Consider the following 19,977-nt stretch of genomic DNA (forward strand, 5'->3'; position numbering starts at 1 on the left):
AACTAAACTGTTGATAACGAAGTGGGTCTCGGATTGAACGGCCGCACACTCCGCATAATCGTGGGCTCCGCATAATTGCGGTTATGTGGTGCACCACATAACAGAAAGGGCATGGACGGTCTTGCGACCCTGGTGCGCGAGAGCATGGGAGCTAACCCGTTCTCGGGAGCTGTCTACGTGTTCCGGGCCAAGCGGGCGGATCGGATCAAGCTGGTGTTCTGGGACGGAACGGGCTTGTGCCTGTTCGCCAAGAGGCTTGAGGATGGGATCTTCCGCTGGCCGAAGATCGAGGACGGTTTATGCGCCTGTCGGCGGCGCGATTGTCCGCGTTGCTGGAAGGACTCGACTGCCGCCTTGTGCACGAAGCACGGGAAACGCCAGCGCCAGCGCAGCCCGGATAGCTTTTGGCAGTGGTGCGGCGAAGTGAATCAGGAGCGTCGGACGCTCGCGAGATGGCGGCGAATATGCTCTGATTTTGGTGTGAAGGACATTCTGCCGTATCGTTCCGGCGAAAGCAGCGCGCGATTGTTCATCACCGAGTGAGATGACTGCGAAAATCGCTTACCCATTCTTTTGTTCGGCTGCGCCGCAGGCCACAAGACAAGGATTCGACGGAGCCGGCCGCGGCGGCAGGCTAGCCGCCTAGCGGGGCTGAATTCCGGGCCAAAACTTGCCATCGTCGCATATGGTTATTGGGCGCAGCATTTTCGCGACCCTGTCAGACAACTCAGCCGAAGAGAGAAGACACGACAGTGACGATGACGGCATCGGCTGGACTCATCTCGGGCAGTGACAACAGGCCGCCAGCACAGCTGCAGGGGCCCGGAATTTCTCGAGCGATGAGACTAGTCAGCTTAGCGACAGCTCAGGGTCCTAACATGAGAACATCCCGATCCAGACAAGAGGCCCGACCTGATCCTCAATCTGGAAGAGGAGAATGAGCCGGATCCCCAACATACCAACCGTTCGAGTACCAGAATCGCGCGGATGTCTGGCCGCCATCATTGGTGCGCCGGACCAGCGAGCGTGTTCGGCCCTTCCAACTCGAGCAGCGCTCCATGATCGCCCGCTTCGTCTTCTCGATGGATCGTCGCCATGATGAGAGATCGGCTTTGCGGAAGCGGCGCTCCAGCGCATTCCGGTTCATTTTGTCATGCGAGATGCGGCAACAATGGATAGAGATCGGGCGCAGATTGACGGTGATGGTTTTTTCGCGATTTCCAACTCCGAAGCGTCCCAATCCGAAGCCTCAGAACCCGGCTCTCCCCTCGCGGCGTATGGGCACAAGGCTCTGACGGACGCGCGGCCGTCCGCTGCGAACTCGGCCTGGTCGCAGGACCACCCTTCTGGGGGCGTGGGCGGCCGAGAGGGGCAGGGTGAAGACGAAAGCCGCCAAACCGCCGTCAATCGAACGAGAGCTTGGCTGGAGGATAGGAATGGGGCGCTTCCCTCTCCCTGACCGCGTTGCCCGCCGCACTCCCGCGCGAGCCTGAAGCCTTTGGCGTGAGAGACAAGTTGACAAGCTTGCCCATACTTCCTGCCCGGCTCCGTGCGCCCAATGGAGCGGGGAACCGACTGACCGGAACTCAGAATATCGCGACAGGCCTATGCCAGGACCGCCGATGCCCAAAATAGTCATACCCTTGACGCACCGTGCCGGCGTGACCTGAAGGCCCCCGATGGCCATTTTCGATCTCCGCACGGGTCCGTCGTTGACCGTCTAGCTCATCGCCGAGGCCCTATCGTTGGCCTGCCGTTCAAACAGCCATCGATAGATGCCGCCGGCTCGAGCCAGGGAGCCGTGGGTGCCCTGCTCGACGATCTCACCGCGATCGAACACCAGAATGCGATCGAGGTTGCGTACCGCCGAGAGCCGGTGCGCGATCACAATCGAAGTGCGCCCCCTCATCAATCGCTCCACCGCCTGCTGGATCAGCGCCTCCGATTCCGAATCGAGGCTCGAGGTCGCCTCGTCCAGAACCAATACCGGCGCATCCGCGAGGAACGCCCGCGCCAGCGCGACCCGTTGCCGCTCACCGCCCGATAGCTTTACGCCGCGCTCGCCGACCAGCGTATTATAACCCTTCGGCAGCCGCATGATGAAGTCGTGTGCGTTGGCGAGCCGCGCTGCCTGCTCGATCACCCTTACATTGACCCCGGACCGGCCGTAGGCGATGTTCTCCGCCAGCGAGCGATGGAAAAGGATCGGCTCCTGCTGCACGATCGAGATCTGACTGCGCAGCGATTGCTGTGTCGCTTTGGCAATATCTTGGCCGTCGATCAGGATCCTCCCGCCCGAGAGATCATAGAGCCGCTGCACCAACTTGACAAACGTGGTCTTGCCCGAGCCGGATCGGCCGACCAGCCCAACGCGTTCGCCGGCGCGGATGTCGATCGACAAGCCGTCGTAAAGCGGCGCGCGGTCCCCCCCGTAGTGAAAGGTCACATCCTCGAATGTTATCCTTCCGCCTTGGATAGCGATCGGTTTGGCGCCCGGTCTATCGATGATGCCGATCGGCTCACCACTAATTGTAACAAGTTCCACCATGTCGTTCACAGAACGCTGCAGATTGTTGATGTGCATGCCGACCTCACGCAAATGGGCATGAATGACGTAATAGCTCGTCAGCACATAGGTGACGTCGCCCGGGGAGGCGCGCCCCGCTATCCACAGCAGGATAGCGCCGCCGATTACCAAACCGCGAAAGCACAAGAGCATCAAATACTGAAACAAAGCGCTTGCGTTGCCACGCAGCCACGTGCGCGATACCCGTGCCTGCCACCGGTTGATGACACCGTTGAGCCGCGCATCCTCGCGCGCCTCCGCGCCAAATGATTTCACCACGGCGTTGCAGGTGAGCGCGTCCGCCAGCGTGGCGCCGATCTTGGTATCCCAAGCATTGGATATTCGTGCACTTGGCGCGATATAGCCGATCGTCATCGCCATCGTGCTCGCCACATAGATTACGGCGCCGACCCCGATCACGCCGCCGAACGCGGGCCAGTGCAGGCCTAGGAGTATCATCGCCCCCACGAGCACGGCGAGCGAAGGCGACAATGCGAACAAAATGGTATTATTGAGCAGCTCGAGCGCCCACATGCCACGCGTGATCTTGCGCACTGTCGAGCCGGCGAAGGAATTGGCGTGCCAATCGGTGGAGGAGCGCTGCACCCGCATGAAGGCTTCGCGCACCACATCGGACATCGACTTCAGCGTGAATGGCACAATCGCCTGCAGGCCAGCAAACCGCAGGATGAGCGATACGAGACCCACCGCGACGATGCCGCCGAACGCTGCAAGCGCTGTATGCCGTGCCGCCAAATCGTACGGACCCGCCATTAATGCATCGACCAGATGGCCCGAATATACTGGCAAGAACAGGTCGGCGACGGACGCACCTAAGAAGCTGACGAAGACGATCGTGAGGCGGACAGGCTGCTTCAGCCAGCGCTGGAACACGAACGGGATCACCTCGCGGATCGCGGCGGGTCGTTTGCCATCGGAAACAGTCATGGCGCAATCCGACAGCACTCAGAGCGCGGGCCGTCTCTGTCTGAATTGTCGCATGGCGGCACAAGGCACGACCGGACTATCATTGAAAAACCATAGGTTGTTGGGTGCTTCGGGAAAGCGGGACGCCGGTCCGGATCAACGCAGGCGGTCGAGGGCACAAGCGAAAATCCTGCAAGAACAGCGGGAGTGGGCGCGCGATCGTTGAATAAGACATGATCACGGAAATCCTCGCCAACTCGAGTGACGCCGCCGCCGGCGGGTCGCTTGTGGCCGATCTGGTCATCTTGCAAGAACACAGTCGGTATCGATGAGTTTGCGGTAGATTGATGGACCGTCATTGAAGGATTTCCGGCCATCGTCGCCGCCGACGAACACGCGAATAGATCCTTCGGTCCAGCTCCACAGTCCCGGCGGGGTCTTCACTGCAGGCTCGAGATTCGCTGAATTGGCAGTACCGTTTGCAACAAGCGTAACCGTTGTGGAACGCCAAAGAGGTTTCAGATCGCATGATAAGCTTTCACAATGTGCATATTCCGGGTATGCACACACGTCCATCGATGAAACAAGTGCGACATCCCTGCTCTAGGCTTGTCGCGTCAGCGCACGCATACGACGCCCCTTCTTGCAGCGGCAAGATTTGGGTGTGCGAAAGCGATTCGTCTTGCCTCTGTTCTTTCCTCCACGACGTCGCGTCCGTAAACAGTTTGGTAATGTCGAGACAAGCCGCGCGTTTCCTTTCAGATAGAAGGCGCTGTGCACGCGCCGGCTCATTCCGGCGGCGACAAATTTGCTGGGTTTGGCCATTGCCCCAGCATCCATCAACAGTGCAGCCGAACTAGCTTTGCCGGTGCCGGCTGCAGCGAATGACACTTGCGACCAATAGTTCGAATGTCCTCACGACCCGAACACCGTCGAAAGAGAGCATCGCTCGTCTTGCGCCTCCGTCGGCTGCCTTTGCAGTAGCAACAACCGTGCCATCACCTTGCAAACGTGTGAGTGTTGCTTGGGGTTGGAAAAGCCGTAGATCGGCAGGCGACGCCTGGTTGTTTTAAACGCAACGGCCGTCATACCGACGTCGGAAACCGAACAGGATCAGCGGTCGTTTGTGCCGGAAAGAACGCCTTACGCCGAGTGTCGTGCACGGCTGAGCCGACTCTAGCGGAAGACCCAATTGAAGCAAGGCGCGATCAGATTCCACGAGTGGCATGTCGCCGCGGCACCGGCCGCGACATAGGCCGAGGCCGTTCAAGAAGAGAATCGATCCAGCCGCTTCCGGCTCGGGAGCCGGCCTTTGTTTAACAGACGACGTAACGCCGCTTCGATGACAAGGGGACGCCTGAGATAGGATGCGCACTGCTTCGTTATGTGACCGAACCGATCCCCCTCGTTGGTAGAATTCTCCTTAGCCGTCCGGCCATGCCAAGCAGCGAACGTTCGCCCGGCACTAAACGGGTCGGATCTGGCACGGTCGCAGCGAGAGCCGGGGCGGCTATGGGACCAATGCCGGGAATGGAGCGGGGCCACTTCGCTATAGGATTTATCCTATGGATCTGAGCCAGCTCTCGCTCGATGGCATCCACCTTCCGTCCCAGCTTCCTCAGTTGGTTCACAAGAACAGCCAGTGCCGTACGAGCATTGGCTGGTAGCCGCAGCCCATCGCTATCCAGCAAGGCCACCATCCCCTCCAGCCCTTTGACGGCCCTGTCCGATCAAGAATGCGAACTCGGCAAAATGAGCTCGGATAGCGCAAGCCGTCATGGCTCTTTGTCGCACCAGCAGCCCTCTTGCTAGATGACGCATCAAGACGCTTGGTTCGATGCGGAGGACAATACTGCGCGGCCAGCGTTACGGGGCGCCGGGCTCACTCCAACGGACGCCGCATGGATCGACATCCGTCCAAACGGCAAACTCCGGGACGAGGCCGGCTGAGGTACGGGACCGGGCTCGTGAACAACAAATGCCTATACGGGCTGGCTAGCTGATCAAGAAGGGACTGCGCCAGTCAAGGACTCGCGCATCGCCTGGCGCATCTCGCGCCTCAACCGCGCCAAATTGGATCAGGCGTCGCCCAGCTTCGCACCATCAATGATGAACTTCCGAACTAGGCGGCCCTGGCCGCCTGCGGCTTTGACCTAGTGCGAACCACGCTGCGAGGACCGGCGATACGGACCGGCATGTCACCATCGATAGCGATACGCCTCTCCACGCGATATCGGCCGCTAGATTCCTTCACGGCGTAACGCTCGGTCGCCCGGTTGTCCCAGATGACAACGTCGCCCGATTTCCAGCTCCAGCTCACGGTATTCTCTCGGGCCGTGAGGTAGGATTGGAGCCGATCGAACAGCTTCTGGCTGGCATATTTCTCCAGGCCAACGAAGTTCTGCACAGAATGTCCGAGCACCAGCAAACGCTCGCCCGTCTCGGGATGGATGCGTACTACTGGACACGCAGTTTCGCAGATTGTTCCGGTGAGGACATCATCGAATTGCTGCGTGTCCGTCTCGATGGCGCGCCTGGTCACGGTGCAATCATAGGCGCTGCAGTGCACCGCCCAGAGGTTGTCGGCAAGCATCCGCAGCGGCTCCGGAAGATCACGATATGCGGCCGCAGTGCTTGACCAAATAATGTCATCGCCATCAGGCGGGATCACGACGCCGCGCAGTACCGAGATTTTCGGATATGGATCACCGAGGCGAACATCCGTGTGCATCTGGTCGGCACGGCCGCTGCCGCGGCCCGGCACCATGTCCGGGATCATTGTTCCCCTTATCGTGCGCGGTATCAGCGAGCCGAGGCGAACGGCAAAACGCTGCTGTTCGGCATCATCGAGATGTCCCTGATCACGGAAGAAGATGACTTTGTGCTCAAGAAGCAACTGGCTAATGGCGCAGATGACCTCGTCGGACAATCCGTCCGATAGCCTGATGTTATTAATCTCGGCACCAAGCCGGGCCGCGGATTTGGCGATGTCCGATCGCGGGATGACATTATCCATGGTCGTCACGTTGCTCATGATCATGCTCTCACTATCGTGATGCGTAAAACCAAGCTGCGCGATACTTGGTCGCGAGACTAATGGCGGAGGCCAAGGAAGTCCGTTTGTTAACGAATCCTACTCGGCGGCAATGTGCTCCTGCAGCCGCCATGAAGAGCCACACCGGGTCGTCGGCTAAGCACTACCGCCAACATGTGACCCGCTTTGTCGCGATCAGGGCCGCTCTTCCATTGAGTCCGATCGGAGGACCGAGATGGCCGACAACGCTGCCGGGATCGACTTGTAACATAATCAACTACCTCGCTCTGGCATCTCAATCATACGGTCAATCGATGTCTAGTCCATGAAACGAAACCGGCTTTCTTTTCACCGATGCGAAATGTTCATTTTGTCCGCGAGCCAGGCCTCGGGATATTTTTGGAAGACGATTTCTCACGCGCCCGAAACAGGGTACAGTCGACCTGATCAGGCCGAAAAAGATAACTCAGACTTGACCGATCAGTGCGACTGCAGAGGCCTGTACTCTACCATACGTTCTTTTTGTACAACACAACAATTTCTACGTGCTTATTGATTTTCGCTATGGGTGAGGCCGTTTCATCCGCCTGCCACATATGCAGCAGGTGCAACTGCTCGCGAAACGAGAGATCGCTCCAGATCTGCCCGTAGCAATTCCCGCTGCGGTTTAACCACTGGCTATATCACCCGTTTTACGGGATACGATTCCAAGAGAGCGGAACGTCGCGGTGCAATCTGAGTCGGATCTGCTTTAACGGGCTGGTATCGCGACTTGGCGAGGGACCAGCTCAACAAATGTCACGACAAGGTGAGCGCCGTCTCACATGTTTCATCTCGAGAAAATCGGGGTCCGCCAAGCACCAAACCGCCGGCGGCATGCCTGGCAAAGTGACTCGTGCCCCCAAGAAAAGCCCATCGGTCTCATGAGCGTTCTCCATCCGGCTGTTATTTTTTTCTCACGAATGCCTACCGCGTTCGGCGATTGGCGCGCCCCTGCGCAAGCGCCACTTAACCGTCCTGCGGGCGGCCGCGCTGGAATTAGGTCCGCTTGTCTGTTCGCGATCCTCGGCAAAAGCTTTAACTGATCGACGAAAACTCTTGCCGTTGCTATTCCCAAGGAAACGCGGCGAAACGCGCCACGTGGGGCAACAAAGCGAGAGCTTTCGAGCGCAATCGATGCCTTCATCTCGCGTCACGTGCATTGGAGCGCGGATAGACCAATGTCTGATGAAGGAGGCGATTCACCTCTTTCATTGTCATCACGAAGCTGATGCTCGCAAGCATGCTCTTTGCGGACGCCACCTACGCCTTATAGCAGTCAGCGCTTTAATGAGGACCCCAACTTTGTTGCGGCAAACGGCGCCCCCTGAAGCTGCGAGTTCAATCGACTGGTCAATAAATGCGCTCAAAACGACGAAATGACGCTGCGTTTGACATTGACGCTGCGAAGGTTGTCTTGCCGGCCCCCAAATCCGAGTTCGTCAAGAAAACGACGTCCACGTCGCCGCATGGTCTTGAGTCAAAGCGCGCCGAGTGGCCCCGCCACGCCGATGTGGATGTCGCAGGCAACATCATCCTGCGCGCTATGGATGTCGATACCAGCGAAGCGGAGCCGCTTGTGATGCCGGCAAGGTCTTCCCGATCACGGAAAATGCGGTCTAACGCTTCAGCGACGACAACGTCGGACTATCCGGCTTTGGCGTCGCGATGAAGAATTGCTAGCCGAGCCGATTCATCGTGCTTTGCGCCGGCAATGGTGCGGTTATCGTAGACGGGGACAACGATCAATCCTTACATTCGCTAATGGCGCGGCAGAGCCGCGAGCCCGCCTTCAATGGACTGGCCGGCTTGCTTGTCTGAGCTGAACCTCGAGTAGATCGCCGCATTCATTGTCGCTATTCACGTCTGCTGAGCAGTATCCAACAGGCCGCGCTCGGCAAATCTTCGCAGCACGAACGTAATGCTCGATGCCGAAGACGGCGCTTGGGTTTGTGCCCGGCCCACGCCACGCTGCGGAGTGACCGCCCGCGCCATAAAGGTTGAGGCCAAGATGAAGCGTACGGATAACGGAGCACATAGACACTCCCAAATGCGGCGACCTCGAAGCTGCCGGCAACGCCTTCAATGACAAGTTGATAGTGATCAGGCTGTTCGGCTACAGTCCCCGCCTCTCGCGGAGGCTTGGCCAGAGTGCGCCGGAAGCAGGGCCGCGACCGACCACGCTACAAAGACAGCAAGCTCAAAGGCGAGACGTTGGGCATTCGCTGGCCAATGCTCAGCCGCTTGGCCCAGCGGACAGGCATCAAGTGGCGCCAAAAGGATCCTTGTGGTGCAGAGCTGGCTCTGCAGCGGCGCACTCCCCTCGGATCTCCAGTCATAGCCCGCAGCAACAGTCGGCGAACGCACATGCCGCACGGGAAAACGATGACCAACCGCGTGCGCACAGGCCGCTCTTCCCAATTGCAATCGCAAACTGCCTCATGACAAACAATGTCCCCTTAGATTCCGTGGCCAACGAAAGCGCAAACTCATATACAACGTGTCATTGTGCAGAGCACTCGAACGCAATAGTTGCGTATTTCAATCTACTATCGCCAGTTGGTATGCTTTTCGCAGACGAGCTCTTGTTGATTTGAAAGCATTGGCCGCACCAAGTTGCGCGAACTCCGCCGATGCAACGATGGCACTTCGTTATTACACATCCTTGCCTGGAAACGAGACGGTAAGAACGATGCACAACATGGCATGGTGAGACGTGCATTTAACTCGACAGTGTAGACCAGAACTTTCACGCTAGCGAATACACTGCAATCGTGGGCAACTATGGATCTGAGGACAACATCAAATAATGCGATTGAATGCGTCTCTTTGTGCGATGGATTGAGCGAGAACTGGCAGCCCAAACGGACCCTAATGGCTCGCAATGCCTTCCGGATCTTTATTCGTTCCCGCGCACCGCGATGCAACGTGATCGCGTTTTGCCCGCCCAAAGGGGCCGACATGCTCCGTGCAGCGCCAGAGAGAGCGTGGTTCCCACAGGCTCATACCCGGGTGCGCCGACACCCATGAAATCCAGGGTGACGTCGCGCCGGTAGGACCACAGGGCAAGGTCAAGATCGCGCGACACGAACTCGCTGCCCTGATCGACGCGGATCGTCGCCCTGAACCCCATTTCCTTTCTGGCCCTGATCGCCACGACGTTGTTGCCGAGGAAGGTGAACCAGGCTGCAGGGCCGGCGAGATGCAACACGATCCAGGCAACTTCTTTCCAGTTGGCTCCATCGGCTTCAGCATCGAGGAGTCGCCAATACGTCACCAGATGCAGCTCGTCACAGGACGTCAGCACCGACTCATTCGACGCCGCGTCCCTGACATCTGGATCTAAGGCAGGCTGCTTCATGTATGCTCACGCGGCGAGATCGCTATCTTCATTTGACGAACTTGTCGCAATAGATCGGTTATAGCCAGTGGTTTGATGGCCTTCCGAATGGCTGCTTTGGGCGCATGAATGCTCGTGCGCTTGTGGCCTGGAATGTGCGGCGGATCCGCGTGGATCTCGGTATTCCGCAGGAGCAATTGGCTTACGACGCGGGGATTGATCGCTCATATATGGGTGGTGTTGAGCGGCAAGAGGAGAATCCAACAATCGATCTTCTCGATCGGATTGCTAAAACGCTTGGTGTCCATTTATCCGAGTTCTTTGTCCAACCACCCAAAGGAGCAACGTCCCATAAGACATTGCGCAAAGGTCGCAAGCCGACTCGTCCACGTCACAAGAAGAAATAGCGCTCTGCTCGCATGAGTTCGCTGAAAACACTTCGGGGCGTTGAACGAGGGATCATCGAGCTTGAGTGAGAGGTAGTCGCGGCCTTTCTCGGAGCGCCTGGACCATGGCGCCCCGATCTCCGCCCGGCCCACATTGACGCGGTGGCTGGGAGCGTTTTCATTTGAGCGGTTGGCCTCAGCGACGATGCGGACGCCCCTGGGCCGCAGGCTCAGCGTGACGATCTCGCCCGGGAAGTCGGATGCTCGTCTTCCTGAAAGTGCCGATGGTAGCCATGTCACTTCGAGCCCCGCGACTACCGCTGCCTCGATGGCGATCTGAAGGCCGAAGACGATCGGCGACGCACCCGCTTCTTCGCGGGCCGGAGCGTTAAGCGGAGGACGCCGCGAGGAAACTTTCTTGTCTCGCGAGGAATGGGCATTAGCCCAGGGAAGAAAGTCTCAACCGACGGCATTGCGGCTCAGACGATCGAGGCGCAGCAGTCTTCGGCCAGATCAAGCTACGAGGCGAGGTGCGTCCGAGCGCTGAACACAAACTTAAACCGAAGAGGACGTGAATGGCCTCGCCGAGACCTCGGAGCGAGCCGCTCGAGGGATTCAAGATCGCCGGGCTTAATCCTGTTTGGTTGAGCCGGTAGGTTCGCCGGCACCGCTACTTTCGGATGAATGCCGACGAGAACCGTGCTGAGGCCACATCGAGGGGCACTCGTCAACGCGTTCTGCCCAACTTGCCTGAGAACTTCGACGGACGTCTCGCCTCGAGAGGCGGCTTCTAGAATTTTGGAAGCGACGTGCGCTCGGATGCCGGTCTCGTGACGCGACAGCCCCTTGCAAACCTCATCTAGGATTCGACGGAGACAGGCGATGGTTTCGGAGTTGAGCATAGAAGGTCTCCTCCAATGGAGCGGCGCAATGACTGCACTGCACGGCGAATCTCACGACATAAATGTTAGCAATTGCCAATGTGAACGGCGACGAGAATGGCCCTTAAATTTTCACTTAAGGTTGCATGATCATACAATGAAGAACGTCGCGCGTCATCAAGACTAGTGTCTTTAGCGAAGATTACCGACATACACGGGCAAGTCGTTCGATCAGCCTGATAGTCTTGTCCGCGCCAAGCTGGGCCTCCCGCTTGAACATATCCGCTCATCAATGATCGGCGATTTATTCGATCTCGTGAACCCGACAAGCTCTGTCGATGACGCAGAAGGCCCGCGTGCGCGATCCAGTTCACGTTCCGAGTAGATGTCTGCGCAATCTGCATGATCGGCTCGAGCGCGGTAGCACCTCCTGAGTTAGCAGCACCGAAGAACATCACGCTACTCCTGATCAAGGCTCTAGCCCCCGGCCAGAGTTCAGCCTTGCCTGATTGAATTCATCAGCCAAGCCTGGCGCGCCCCCGCACGACTGGCAGTCGAATCAAGGACCGCCGTCATCCGATCTTAGAAAGTAAGTCCGGCAACTCCCTTTCAGGACACTGAGTGATATGTCCTCAATACGCGGATGAGTTTACGTGGATAGTGTCGTCCCCAAAAAGATCGACTTGGTTTGCCTTCGGGCGACGAGCGCCGAGCTTCCGGGGGACGGCTTCCTTACAGCGTCTTCAAATACTCTAGAAGCGCCCGCCGTTCGGCGTCGGTCAATTCTGGCCCGATGACCCCAGCCGGCAGCTTCGTTATATCGGTTTCCTTGCCCTCAAAAGAATGCCCGCGATTGCTATTCCCAAGCAGCGATACGTTGAAGTCCGTCAGGCCGGCCGCGCAGGCGTCGTTCGCTCGCACTTTCGCAACGAGCCCGACGTCAACAGGATCGAATTTGCGGCTGCCCACGCAGAAAGAGCTCGGCCGCCGGCCCTGCGGTAATAACATGTCCTTTAGCGTCGGCACGGACCCGTTGTGCAGATACGGAGCTGTTGCCCAAACACCGTCCAGCGGACGCGCGCGGTACTGAGGTTCAAGGGCAAGGACATCTTCGTCCTTGCCGTTACGGCTCGCCCGCGCCCCAACATAGACTCGCGGGTTCTGACAGTTTTTCCTCGGCCCCCACATCTGCTGCTTGGCTTCCTCGGCAGAATCGTTCGCAACGTTCCATTGATCAATCGTCTTGCCCACCACATCCATCAGCGCGAGCACGAATAAGGGATCTGCCGCCCGATCGGCCGGAAGGCCGCACCCCCAGGCTTTGTTCAGGTCATCGATCGGATTGAGGCCGAGTGACGCGGGTAAGTGAACGCGCCGGGTCGTCAGGACATTGGATTGTTGACGATCGGTGCCGATCACGTTCACCGGCAGCTGAGCGACGTTGAAATAATGGCGTCCGCCGATCTCCAACCAATTCTTCTCGCCCTTGGCAGAGCGATCCGGGTTCTCCGGCTTCCAGAACGAATCGTCCGGCCACTTTGCGTCGAATGCGGGATCATTGACCGGCCCTCGGTGGCATTCAAAGCAGTGCGCGCGATAAAGATCGCGACCTTTCTCAACGAGTTTTTCGTCAATGGCCCAGGCAGGGTCGCCTCGGAACCTGTCCTGCGCATCCTTCCATCGTGGTGCGACAAGCCCGTTGAATTTCCTGCCGCTTGCCTCCGCCAACGAAAAGGGATCGGTACCGCGCAAAAGCTCCTCGAAACGCGCAATGTCCGACAGATGGATGGATGATTCAAAAAGCGGCCGTCCCGGCGCGGGTGCCCTCATATTGATTTTCGCGCTGACGCCGAGCGCTTCGCCAGAATTGCGAACAAGCTCGTTGAGAACAGAGGCATCATACTGCGCCCAAAGGAAGTGCGGCGTGTCCCAGATCGGCGGAAAACTCACGGGAGCGTCGTTGCGCGCGAAGTTGCCCTTGAGGAGCGGATCTGGGAGTTCGCCGGTCGCCGGATCCAGGAAATTAGTATAGAAGACTTGGTTGCCGATCCGGTTCAAGGCATCAAGTCGGCCGAACCCCTCGTCGAGATTCGTCACGCCCTGCCGCGTCAAAAGGCTATCATTTGCAGCCTTCTGTTTCTTGATCTTTTGAAGTGCGAGCTCCAGATCACGTCGAAGCTTCCCGCGGTCGACGCTTCGACCGTCAATGCTTTCCAGCCGGTCGGCGAATCGTTCGAACCGCCACGGCAAGATCAGCGTATAGCCGATTGATAGCCCAATGACCCGTTCAACCTCGCCGAGATTGACCATCGCTGGCCCACCATCGTAGCGAATGCTGACATTCTTGTACTCGAGATGACCGGTATGACAGGCCGCGCAGGTTAGCCCGATCTGATCTTCGTAGAAGCCTCCCGTCGTCGGGTCGACGCCCCCTTTCAGGATCGCGAAACCTACAGGCAAACCATTGGCGTTGTCAGGCGTGCTCGCCGTCCAAGTGGAGCTAACGCCCTTCGCATCCTCCTGGTAGCCGTACGCAGGTGAGCTATCGTCAAAGTCCTTTGAGCTCGGACTGGGGATGAAACCAAGGCGTCGCAGATACTCGTTGTCAGTCAGACTCGTGTAACGAATCGACAACTCGGGACGTTCCAGAGCCAGAAACCATCGATACGGGACGGGAATTGTCGCCGTGCCTTGGGACGTGTGGTGGAACCAGTAACGCTGCCGCGAACTCCAGTTCTGGGGCAGCCAGTATGCGCTATCGATCTTCGATGGCGCGGGCAGCGTCGCGGGCAGCAATTGCGCCACCAGATTTGCGCCATTTTTGATCTTGAGAGCCGCATCGCGAAGCTTCTCGGGTGCGAAATACGCCATCCCTATTGATGCCGCCACGACGAACACGATCGCGAACAACAGAGCGACGACATGAGGCCAGCGTCTCACCAGACCACCGACCCAAGAGCTGAACGAACGTGCCCCCATTCCAAACTCTCCTTAAATTTCAAATGCGCCTGCCGCCGCGCGAGCGGGCCAGCCAGCAATGCGCTTATTACTTGTTCAGCAATTGGCTATTGATGAAGGTGACGACGTCAGCGGTCTCGGCTGCCGCGCGCCGCGTTATAGTCGCGGCCGCTGCGCCACCATGCAAGAACGAGGGGAACCACCCGAAATTGCGAACATTCCAGTCTTCTTTCGGTAGAACGGCTCGGTTCACGCCCGACACCGCGAAGCCTTGCAGTTTCCTGGCGAGTGGCTGCGCCGTTTCGGTGTGACAGCTCACGCAGTCCGTATTGAAGAAATGACTCTTCTTCGTATCGGCAATGACATTGACGATCTCGAGTACGCGGCTATTGGGGACGTTGGCATCGATGAAATCGGCCGTCGAAACACCCTTACGATTGGCAAGCGGCAGAGGAGGATTCTGCAGTGCCGCGTGGCGACACGTCGTTGGATTCTGATTATTCGTGACAGGCCGCGGGAGCACGTGCGTCCCGCCGACGATGCTGAACATCTGCGCGGCATGAAGGCCATCGAGCGTCGGGCCAGGCACTGGTATCAACCCGGCCTGCGGGACCCTTAACATCGAGATGAAAATCCAGGGTTCGGGCGGTGAAATCCCCATGACAGCCATGGTGTTGAGGCGCTGCGGCGAGAGATGCTTTTCCAGTAAAGCTTTAACCGCATCACGAAACGGCTTTGCGGATGCACCGACAAGGCCCGGGTGCACGTTCATGTCACCGGCAGTCGAGACCTTGACATTGCCGAATTTTCCTGCCGCAAGTTGATCACGCAAAGATGCAACGTCACGAACGATTGCCTTGAAGGCTTGATCATCAGGTTTAAATCGCGGGAATGGCGCACAACCATCAAGAGGTGGATCGGGTTGGAGGTTGAAACTGAAGATAAGATGACCGGCAGTGTCATGGACCTTGAATCCTTCGGGTCCATGGGTCACCGGTTGAATGACCAGGCGGATTTGCGGTTGCCGGCCAAATTGGGCGATGACATCAGCAGATAATCCCGGGGCTCCCGGATCGATCCGGATGCCCGCAACGAACCAGGCATCGATCTTCTTCACGACATCAGGCAGCTGAATGCGGCGCGCGCCCGAGGCGGGCACGCCTTCGCGCTCTGGATTTTCGGCGTTTGCGATAAAACGCACGAAATCCTCGTCGGACAAAAGCCGCTGCGGAGCCCCAGTGGGGCCGGTGAGATCGGAAACCGCGATCAGATTAACGAGGTCTGCAGGCGCTTTCGGTGGAGGAAACAGGATAGACACATCGTTGGCGGAAAGCGGCTTCGATGGCGTCTCGGCCCGGGCTGTTCCTGCTCCTGAGGTAACGGCGACGATCAGCCCCGCTGCGGACAGACCTGTAAACAGCCGACCAAGCTTTGACCGGCGAATTTCACCTTTTGCCATCGTCGGCAATTCCCCTGTAAGATTGAAAAATCGAAAGTCTGATGTAGACCGCTTTCGCCGCATAATCCCCCGCACGCGGCGCGCGGCCGGGGATCAGGATGCTTACTCGCTGCCGTAGAATTTGCTCTGCAATGTCTTGAGTTGCGTCGGATGTAGCGCCTCTTCGATGCAGCCGAGAAACATCTGGCTTCTTGCATTGACACGCTCCCTATCGGCTGGGCCATGCTCCATGTCGGTTTGCAACGCGCGCACGGCGATCCAGTCCTTCGATGGATCCTTGAGTAGCTCAAACAGCGTTCGGTTCTGATAGGGATGAAGCCGAAAGTGGGCAAAAGCGACCTTGGCTGAGATCTTCGCATCACGCAGTGCGTCGGGAAGCGTGAGCAGATCAAGCCCCGCCAGTTCTCCGATCTCTTGCACTTGATTCTGCGCTTCCTGATATTGCTCCCGTCCCACCAGTTGATACATTCCTCGTGGACGAAACAGCCAACCGTCGTCCGTTCCCACCTGGTTTCCGAACGGGTTGCCCTCGTAACCAAGAACAAAGTTGGCCAACTCCTTGGGATGGTTGAGCAATGCGTCCATGCCGACGGGCGGTTTGTTCGTGGCCGCTAGGTCGGCGTTGTTCCTTTCTATCCGATCGCGCCATTTGCGCGGCAGTTGCGAGACCGCGCTGTAAGAAAAGTCTTCGCTGCTGCGTGTAAAGTCGGCGCTGTCGTAGGAGATTGCCCCTAGGATATAGGCCAGGATCCGCGGATCGGTCTCCTTGATGCGGTCCCATTCCTGCAGCAAGGCTTTGACCTGCTCGGCCTGGAAATAAGCCATATAGCTCTTTCGATATGGCGGCACGGGCGCAGGAGCCGGCGAATGGTCCTTGATCGACTGCGCCAGCTTTTGCTCATAAGCAGAAACTTTATCCTGGTACTTTTGATAGCCGCGCTCCTGCAACCACTTGCTCTCATAGCAGGCAAGTAACGGCTGCGGTTTGATCTTTGGAGCGGGCCTGTATTCTTTGTCTAACTCGTCAGCGTAAGCCGCCTGGGCAAGCTTGGCTTCTTTGAGCGTTTCAAAGGCGGATGCGACGGATCCGTTCAAGAGATGAAACAACTTCACTTGCAAGCAATCGGCGTTACTCTGCTTCTTGCGGGATTGATCGAAGTCATCCTTCGGCACACAATCCCAAAAGCGGCCGCTGCTTAGCGAGATGATATCTTCGGTTTTCTGAGATAGCGTCCAACCAAGCGGCAGGTTGTAGAACGAGCCTGTTATGTCTATTCGACCGAACGTTGGAAAGCGTTGCACGCTAGCCGTTACATCGCTCGTTGGCCGACGATCGATATTGTTCGCATGGTTGAGTGCAACATAGGTCCGAGAGCTTCGCGTACTCAAGAGCGCGCGCACCGGCTCCATGAGCTCACCGAACATGAAAGAGCCGTGATCTCCGAATTGACCGCTCACCAGCGATAGCAGATAGATCCGGAATTTTGGCGCGTCAGAGGTGCCCTTGATGCTGTTGAGCCGTTCAATCAAATCGAGCGCAGTCTCTATTCCGGAATTCTCGACATATCCGCCGTCCACAAGGCGCGCCTGCGGATTGGCGGTAATACAATCATTCCGCAAGGAGACCGTCGCTGCCGGCGTCACCCATGGAAACCGCGCGCTCGTAAACGCCGCAGCACTAAGCGGAATCCGCAGCGAGTGGCTCTTGACAGTTTGATCGACTCCGGTGCCGGCACGATCAAGCATCGAGAGAATGCAGAGGTCTTTGTCTTTGGCGTGGAGCGGGTCGATATCGAAGGGAGAGATGACAACGCGCTTGCCGCTACCGGCATCTGTCGTGTTCAACAGCAGCGCCGGCATATTGTTGGAAGGTGTCCAATGTGACTGAAAATCGGTCTTTAGCAGATTGGACTGGTCACCGGCGCGTTTTTGGCTCTTGAGCATTCTGTCTGCAGCATTTTCCAGCGTGTACTCCAGAAAGCGCGCACGATCAAAACTTGGGATAGCAAACGGAGAGAACAGATGGGTGAAGTCGGTAAAAAGAAAACCGGCAATCAAGGGCGAGAGAAAATCGGTCTCCAAGACGCCTGCGACGCGCTGCTCTACCTGCCCAGGGGCATCGATATCCTCAGCCCGGCCGACGCCGGCCAGAAAGTCGGCGATCTTCGGGCATGTCTTTGCGTCGGGAGCGATCGTATCAAGTGGCGCACTGTCGGCATGAAGCGCAGCTGCGAAGATCGCCGAGCCGACGCTCCCTCCGGAGACGCCGCTTATCGCAAACAGATGCTGCCGAAATGCCGGACAGAGATCCTGCATCCTGGCAAGAAAGCGCGCCGCATTGTTGGCTGCGTAGATGCCTCCCCCCTGGGCAGCCACAATGAATACCGGATATTCTCCAAGCCTCTCGGCCTCGGCCAGGCGCGGTTTTTGCCGAAGCCAATCGCGAAATGCTTCGACTGCAGAAATGCGCATCTCTTTTGATGGGCCGGTTGTTCCGGCCACGCTGCGTAATCCGTGGTCATCGCCTCCAAACAGTGAGGCAACCATGAACAAGCCGCCAAACACAACCGGTATAAAAGGAAAATTGAACCTGATCGTCAGTAGCGCAAAGTGGGTGGAGAGGCCGGCCACGCACATCGCAAAGAGAGCGATTACACCGAACGATCCGACGAATTGTGCAAGCCTGTCCGGAAACAAAACGAACCCGGTCGTCAACAGGGCGATGGCGCCGATCGTGAGCGCGAGAAATCTATAGCGGATGAAATAGGCGATGTTCGCCCGGTTCGCGAGTGCGGCCGAGCGATGTTTTGACCCCATCTGCCAAGCGAATACGAGAAACGAGGCGAGCAGGATCAACATGACAAGCGCGAGGATGAGCAGCATGTTCCGCTCGAAGGCGAGCGCTTCGTCCTGAATGCGGAAGATACTTCCGACCTCCTCGACCTCACCGATCTTTTCAGCCGGCCGCGAGGCGAGTTGACCGGCCGTCGCGGCGATGATCGGCAACGCACCGAGTACAATGGGTGCAACTTTGATATAAAGGGCCACGCGCCCCCTCGCGGGCGGGATATGAGGCAGGGTTGCGGCGCTAAGCTGAAAAGCGGCCGCCCAGATCGTTAGCGCAATCACGCCCACGGCGACAAACTCCTTGAGCGTTACCCACCCAATGTCGTCAGCGGCTATCCGGTAGAGCTCTTGAATCTGATCTGGCAAGTACAGCAAAACTGAAATGAACACCGAAAAGACAGCGATCCACCGGAGGTTGCGCGACAATGTAAAGAGCTGCTCGCGCACCGTCATCGCCTCACTTTCCATACTGTCCATCGGAGATAGTCCTGAGCGAGAAAATAGGCTTGAATTCTGCAAAATCGTACCAGCCCTCGTCGAAGGCATTCGGCGGCCCGCGACAAATTGACGGGAGATCTTTATCGGCCACCGCGCTGAAAATTGAGAACATAACCTACAGTAGTGGCGCGATTTATCGAATATTCTCTTGAATCGTCAAGGGATTTTCGATGCTGAGGATCAAGACCCGTGATGTCGGTGTTTTTCGCTCTCGACCCGCCACCTTGCGCACTTTTTCTTCATTCATTCGAATAGAGCGCAACAATCCCGCATGGCCAGCTCGATCTCATCATCAGCCCGTTTCGACCTCGGATCATCATCACTCGCTATGGCCTTCAACACTTGGCACTCGCGGCGCGTCAGGCAGTCTGCTGCTTTATTGAGGTCTCGCGACCTCACGCCGCTTGAGCTCACCGATCCGCAACTTGCCTATCCAGCCACTGGGACACGTGACGTCGGCTCGTCCTGGTTCGTTCCGGGTCGCCACCAGTGCTAGACGTCGGACATGAAAGGTAGTGCGGTCCTTCAGATTTGTCGTGATTGCGACCTGCTCATCGGGAAGTACAAGGCGTGCAGCAGGATCCCGCCCACGCCGTCCGACCGCGAGCCGTGCTCGTTAGGCGGAACTGCCGCATCAAGGATTCCGCAGTCTACTACAGGGCGGCAGTTCTGGAGCGGAGAAAGCTCTCCGAGCGTTTGGATGAACTAATCGAACCGGTGAAAGGTGAGCGCTCGGTCGGTGTTGCGGCTCAATACGCGTCGGCTCTCGGTAAAACCGCAAATTGCCAAACGCTGCTGTCTTGGACGCTTGCGCGCGGCGAAGTGCCGGTGATGGTCGCGTTACATCTCTTTCTGCCTGACAGCTGGACAAGCGACATGCCTCGTTTGAAGGTTTGAAGCGCGCTCGGGTGCCAGTCGAACACCGAACGCCACGATCAAGCCCGAGTTCGTTTTGGCCGAGATTGACCGTAAGCGTAGCTCTGCGGCCCTTTTGAATGGCGCTTGACGCCTATCTTGTTCGCGTGGCGCGTCGCCGCGGTTT

At 57.8% G+C, this 19,977-nt stretch carries 8 protein-coding genes and 3 pseudogenes; 3 read left to right on the forward strand and 8 right to left on the reverse strand.

The features are described 5' to 3' along the window. Positions 1-111 precede the first annotated feature (111 nt). A complete protein-coding gene (gene tnpB / locus AC5ZFO_RS44705) occupies positions 112-543 on the forward strand; it encodes an IS66 family insertion sequence element accessory protein TnpB (protein WP_496123872.1) in 432 nt (143 codons plus the stop codon). 376 nt (positions 544-919) lie between these two features. On the opposite strand, the gene AC5ZFO_RS44710 is transcribed toward tnpB, so the two are convergent. The 4 genes and pseudogenes from AC5ZFO_RS44710 to AC5ZFO_RS44725 all read right to left on the reverse strand — a co-directional run. Further along, on the reverse strand, positions 920-1,240 hold the full coding sequence (locus tag AC5ZFO_RS44710) for a hypothetical protein (protein ID WP_496123873.1): 321 nt from the start codon (positions 1,238-1,240) through the stop codon (positions 920-922). 480 nt (positions 1,241-1,720) lie between these two features. Next, positions 1,721-3,514 (reverse strand): ABC transporter ATP-binding protein, encoded by a 1,794-nt coding sequence (locus tag AC5ZFO_RS44715; RefSeq protein ID WP_496123874.1) that lies wholly within the window; start codon positions 3,512-3,514, stop codon positions 1,721-1,723. 2,101 nt (positions 3,515-5,615) lie between these two features. Then, positions 5,616-6,527: a TauD/TfdA dioxygenase family protein gene (locus AC5ZFO_RS44720; protein ID WP_496123875.1), complete on the reverse strand. Its 912-nt coding sequence runs from the start codon at positions 6,525-6,527 to the stop codon at positions 5,616-5,618. A 3,238-nt stretch (positions 6,528-9,765) separates the two neighbouring features. Continuing rightward, positions 9,766-9,927: pseudogene (locus AC5ZFO_RS44725) on the reverse strand (DUF2285 domain-containing protein); the annotation flags it as partial. 104 nt (positions 9,928-10,031) lie between these two features. Here AC5ZFO_RS44725 and AC5ZFO_RS44730 point away from each other — a divergent pair. Next, positions 10,032-10,313 carry a helix-turn-helix domain-containing protein gene (locus tag AC5ZFO_RS44730; protein WP_496123876.1) on the forward strand — a complete coding sequence of 94 codons (282 nt, stop codon included), beginning with the start codon at positions 10,032-10,034 and terminating at the stop codon, positions 10,311-10,313. 33 nt (positions 10,314-10,346) lie between these two features. Here AC5ZFO_RS44730 and AC5ZFO_RS44735 read toward each other — a convergent pair. From AC5ZFO_RS44735 to AC5ZFO_RS44750, 4 genes and pseudogenes are all read right to left on the reverse strand, one after another. Next, positions 10,347-10,587: pseudogene (locus AC5ZFO_RS44735) on the reverse strand (DUF736 domain-containing protein); the annotation flags it as partial. Between the two features lie 1,318 nt (positions 10,588-11,905). Further along, on the reverse strand, positions 11,906-14,152 hold the full coding sequence (locus AC5ZFO_RS44740; protein ID WP_496123877.1) for a di-heme-cytochrome C peroxidase: 2,247 nt from the start codon (positions 14,150-14,152) through the stop codon (positions 11,906-11,908). A gap of 67 nt (positions 14,153-14,219) precedes the next feature. Continuing rightward, positions 14,220-15,590, reverse strand: coding sequence for a hypothetical protein (locus AC5ZFO_RS44745; RefSeq protein WP_496123878.1), 1,371 nt, complete (start codon positions 15,588-15,590; stop codon positions 14,220-14,222). Positions 15,591-15,692: 102 nt separating this feature from the next. Beyond that, the gene (locus tag AC5ZFO_RS44750; protein WP_496123879.1) at positions 15,693-18,914 is read right to left on the reverse strand and encodes a hypothetical protein; all 3,222 of its coding nucleotides are present in this window, start codon (positions 18,912-18,914) and stop codon (positions 15,693-15,695) included. Positions 18,915-19,649: 735 nt separating this feature from the next. On the opposite strand from AC5ZFO_RS44750, the pseudogene AC5ZFO_RS44755 reads away from it, so the two are divergent. Continuing rightward, a pseudogene (locus AC5ZFO_RS44755) lies at positions 19,650-19,905 on the forward strand (transposase); the annotation flags it as partial. Between the last annotated feature and the right edge of the window lie 72 nt (positions 19,906-19,977).

Source organism: Bradyrhizobium sp. Unk1 (genome assembly GCF_059512345.1).

What these genes read in the sequence shown, in the direction of transcription:
- tnpB (WP_496123872.1), top strand. Translation starts at nt 112, where the DNA reads ATGGACGGTCTTGCGACCCTGGTGCGCGAGAGCATGGGAGCTAACCCG.
- AC5ZFO_RS44750 (WP_496123879.1), bottom strand. Translation starts at nt 18,914, where the DNA reads ATGGACAGTATGGAAAGTGAGGCGATGACGGTGCGCGAGCAGCTCTTT.
- AC5ZFO_RS44730 (WP_496123876.1), top strand. Translation starts at nt 10,032, where the DNA reads ATGAATGCTCGTGCGCTTGTGGCCTGGAATGTGCGGCGGATCCGCGTG.
- AC5ZFO_RS44720 (WP_496123875.1), bottom strand. Translation starts at nt 6,527, where the DNA reads ATGAGCAACGTGACGACCATGGATAATGTCATCCCGCGATCGGACATC.
- AC5ZFO_RS44740 (WP_496123877.1), bottom strand. Translation starts at nt 14,152, where the DNA reads ATGGGGGCACGTTCGTTCAGCTCTTGGGTCGGTGGTCTGGTGAGACGC.
- AC5ZFO_RS44715 (WP_496123874.1), bottom strand. Translation starts at nt 3,514, where the DNA reads ATGACTGTTTCCGATGGCAAACGACCCGCCGCGATCCGCGAGGTGATC.
- AC5ZFO_RS44745 (WP_496123878.1), bottom strand. Translation starts at nt 15,590, where the DNA reads ATGGCAAAAGGTGAAATTCGCCGGTCAAAGCTTGGTCGGCTGTTTACA.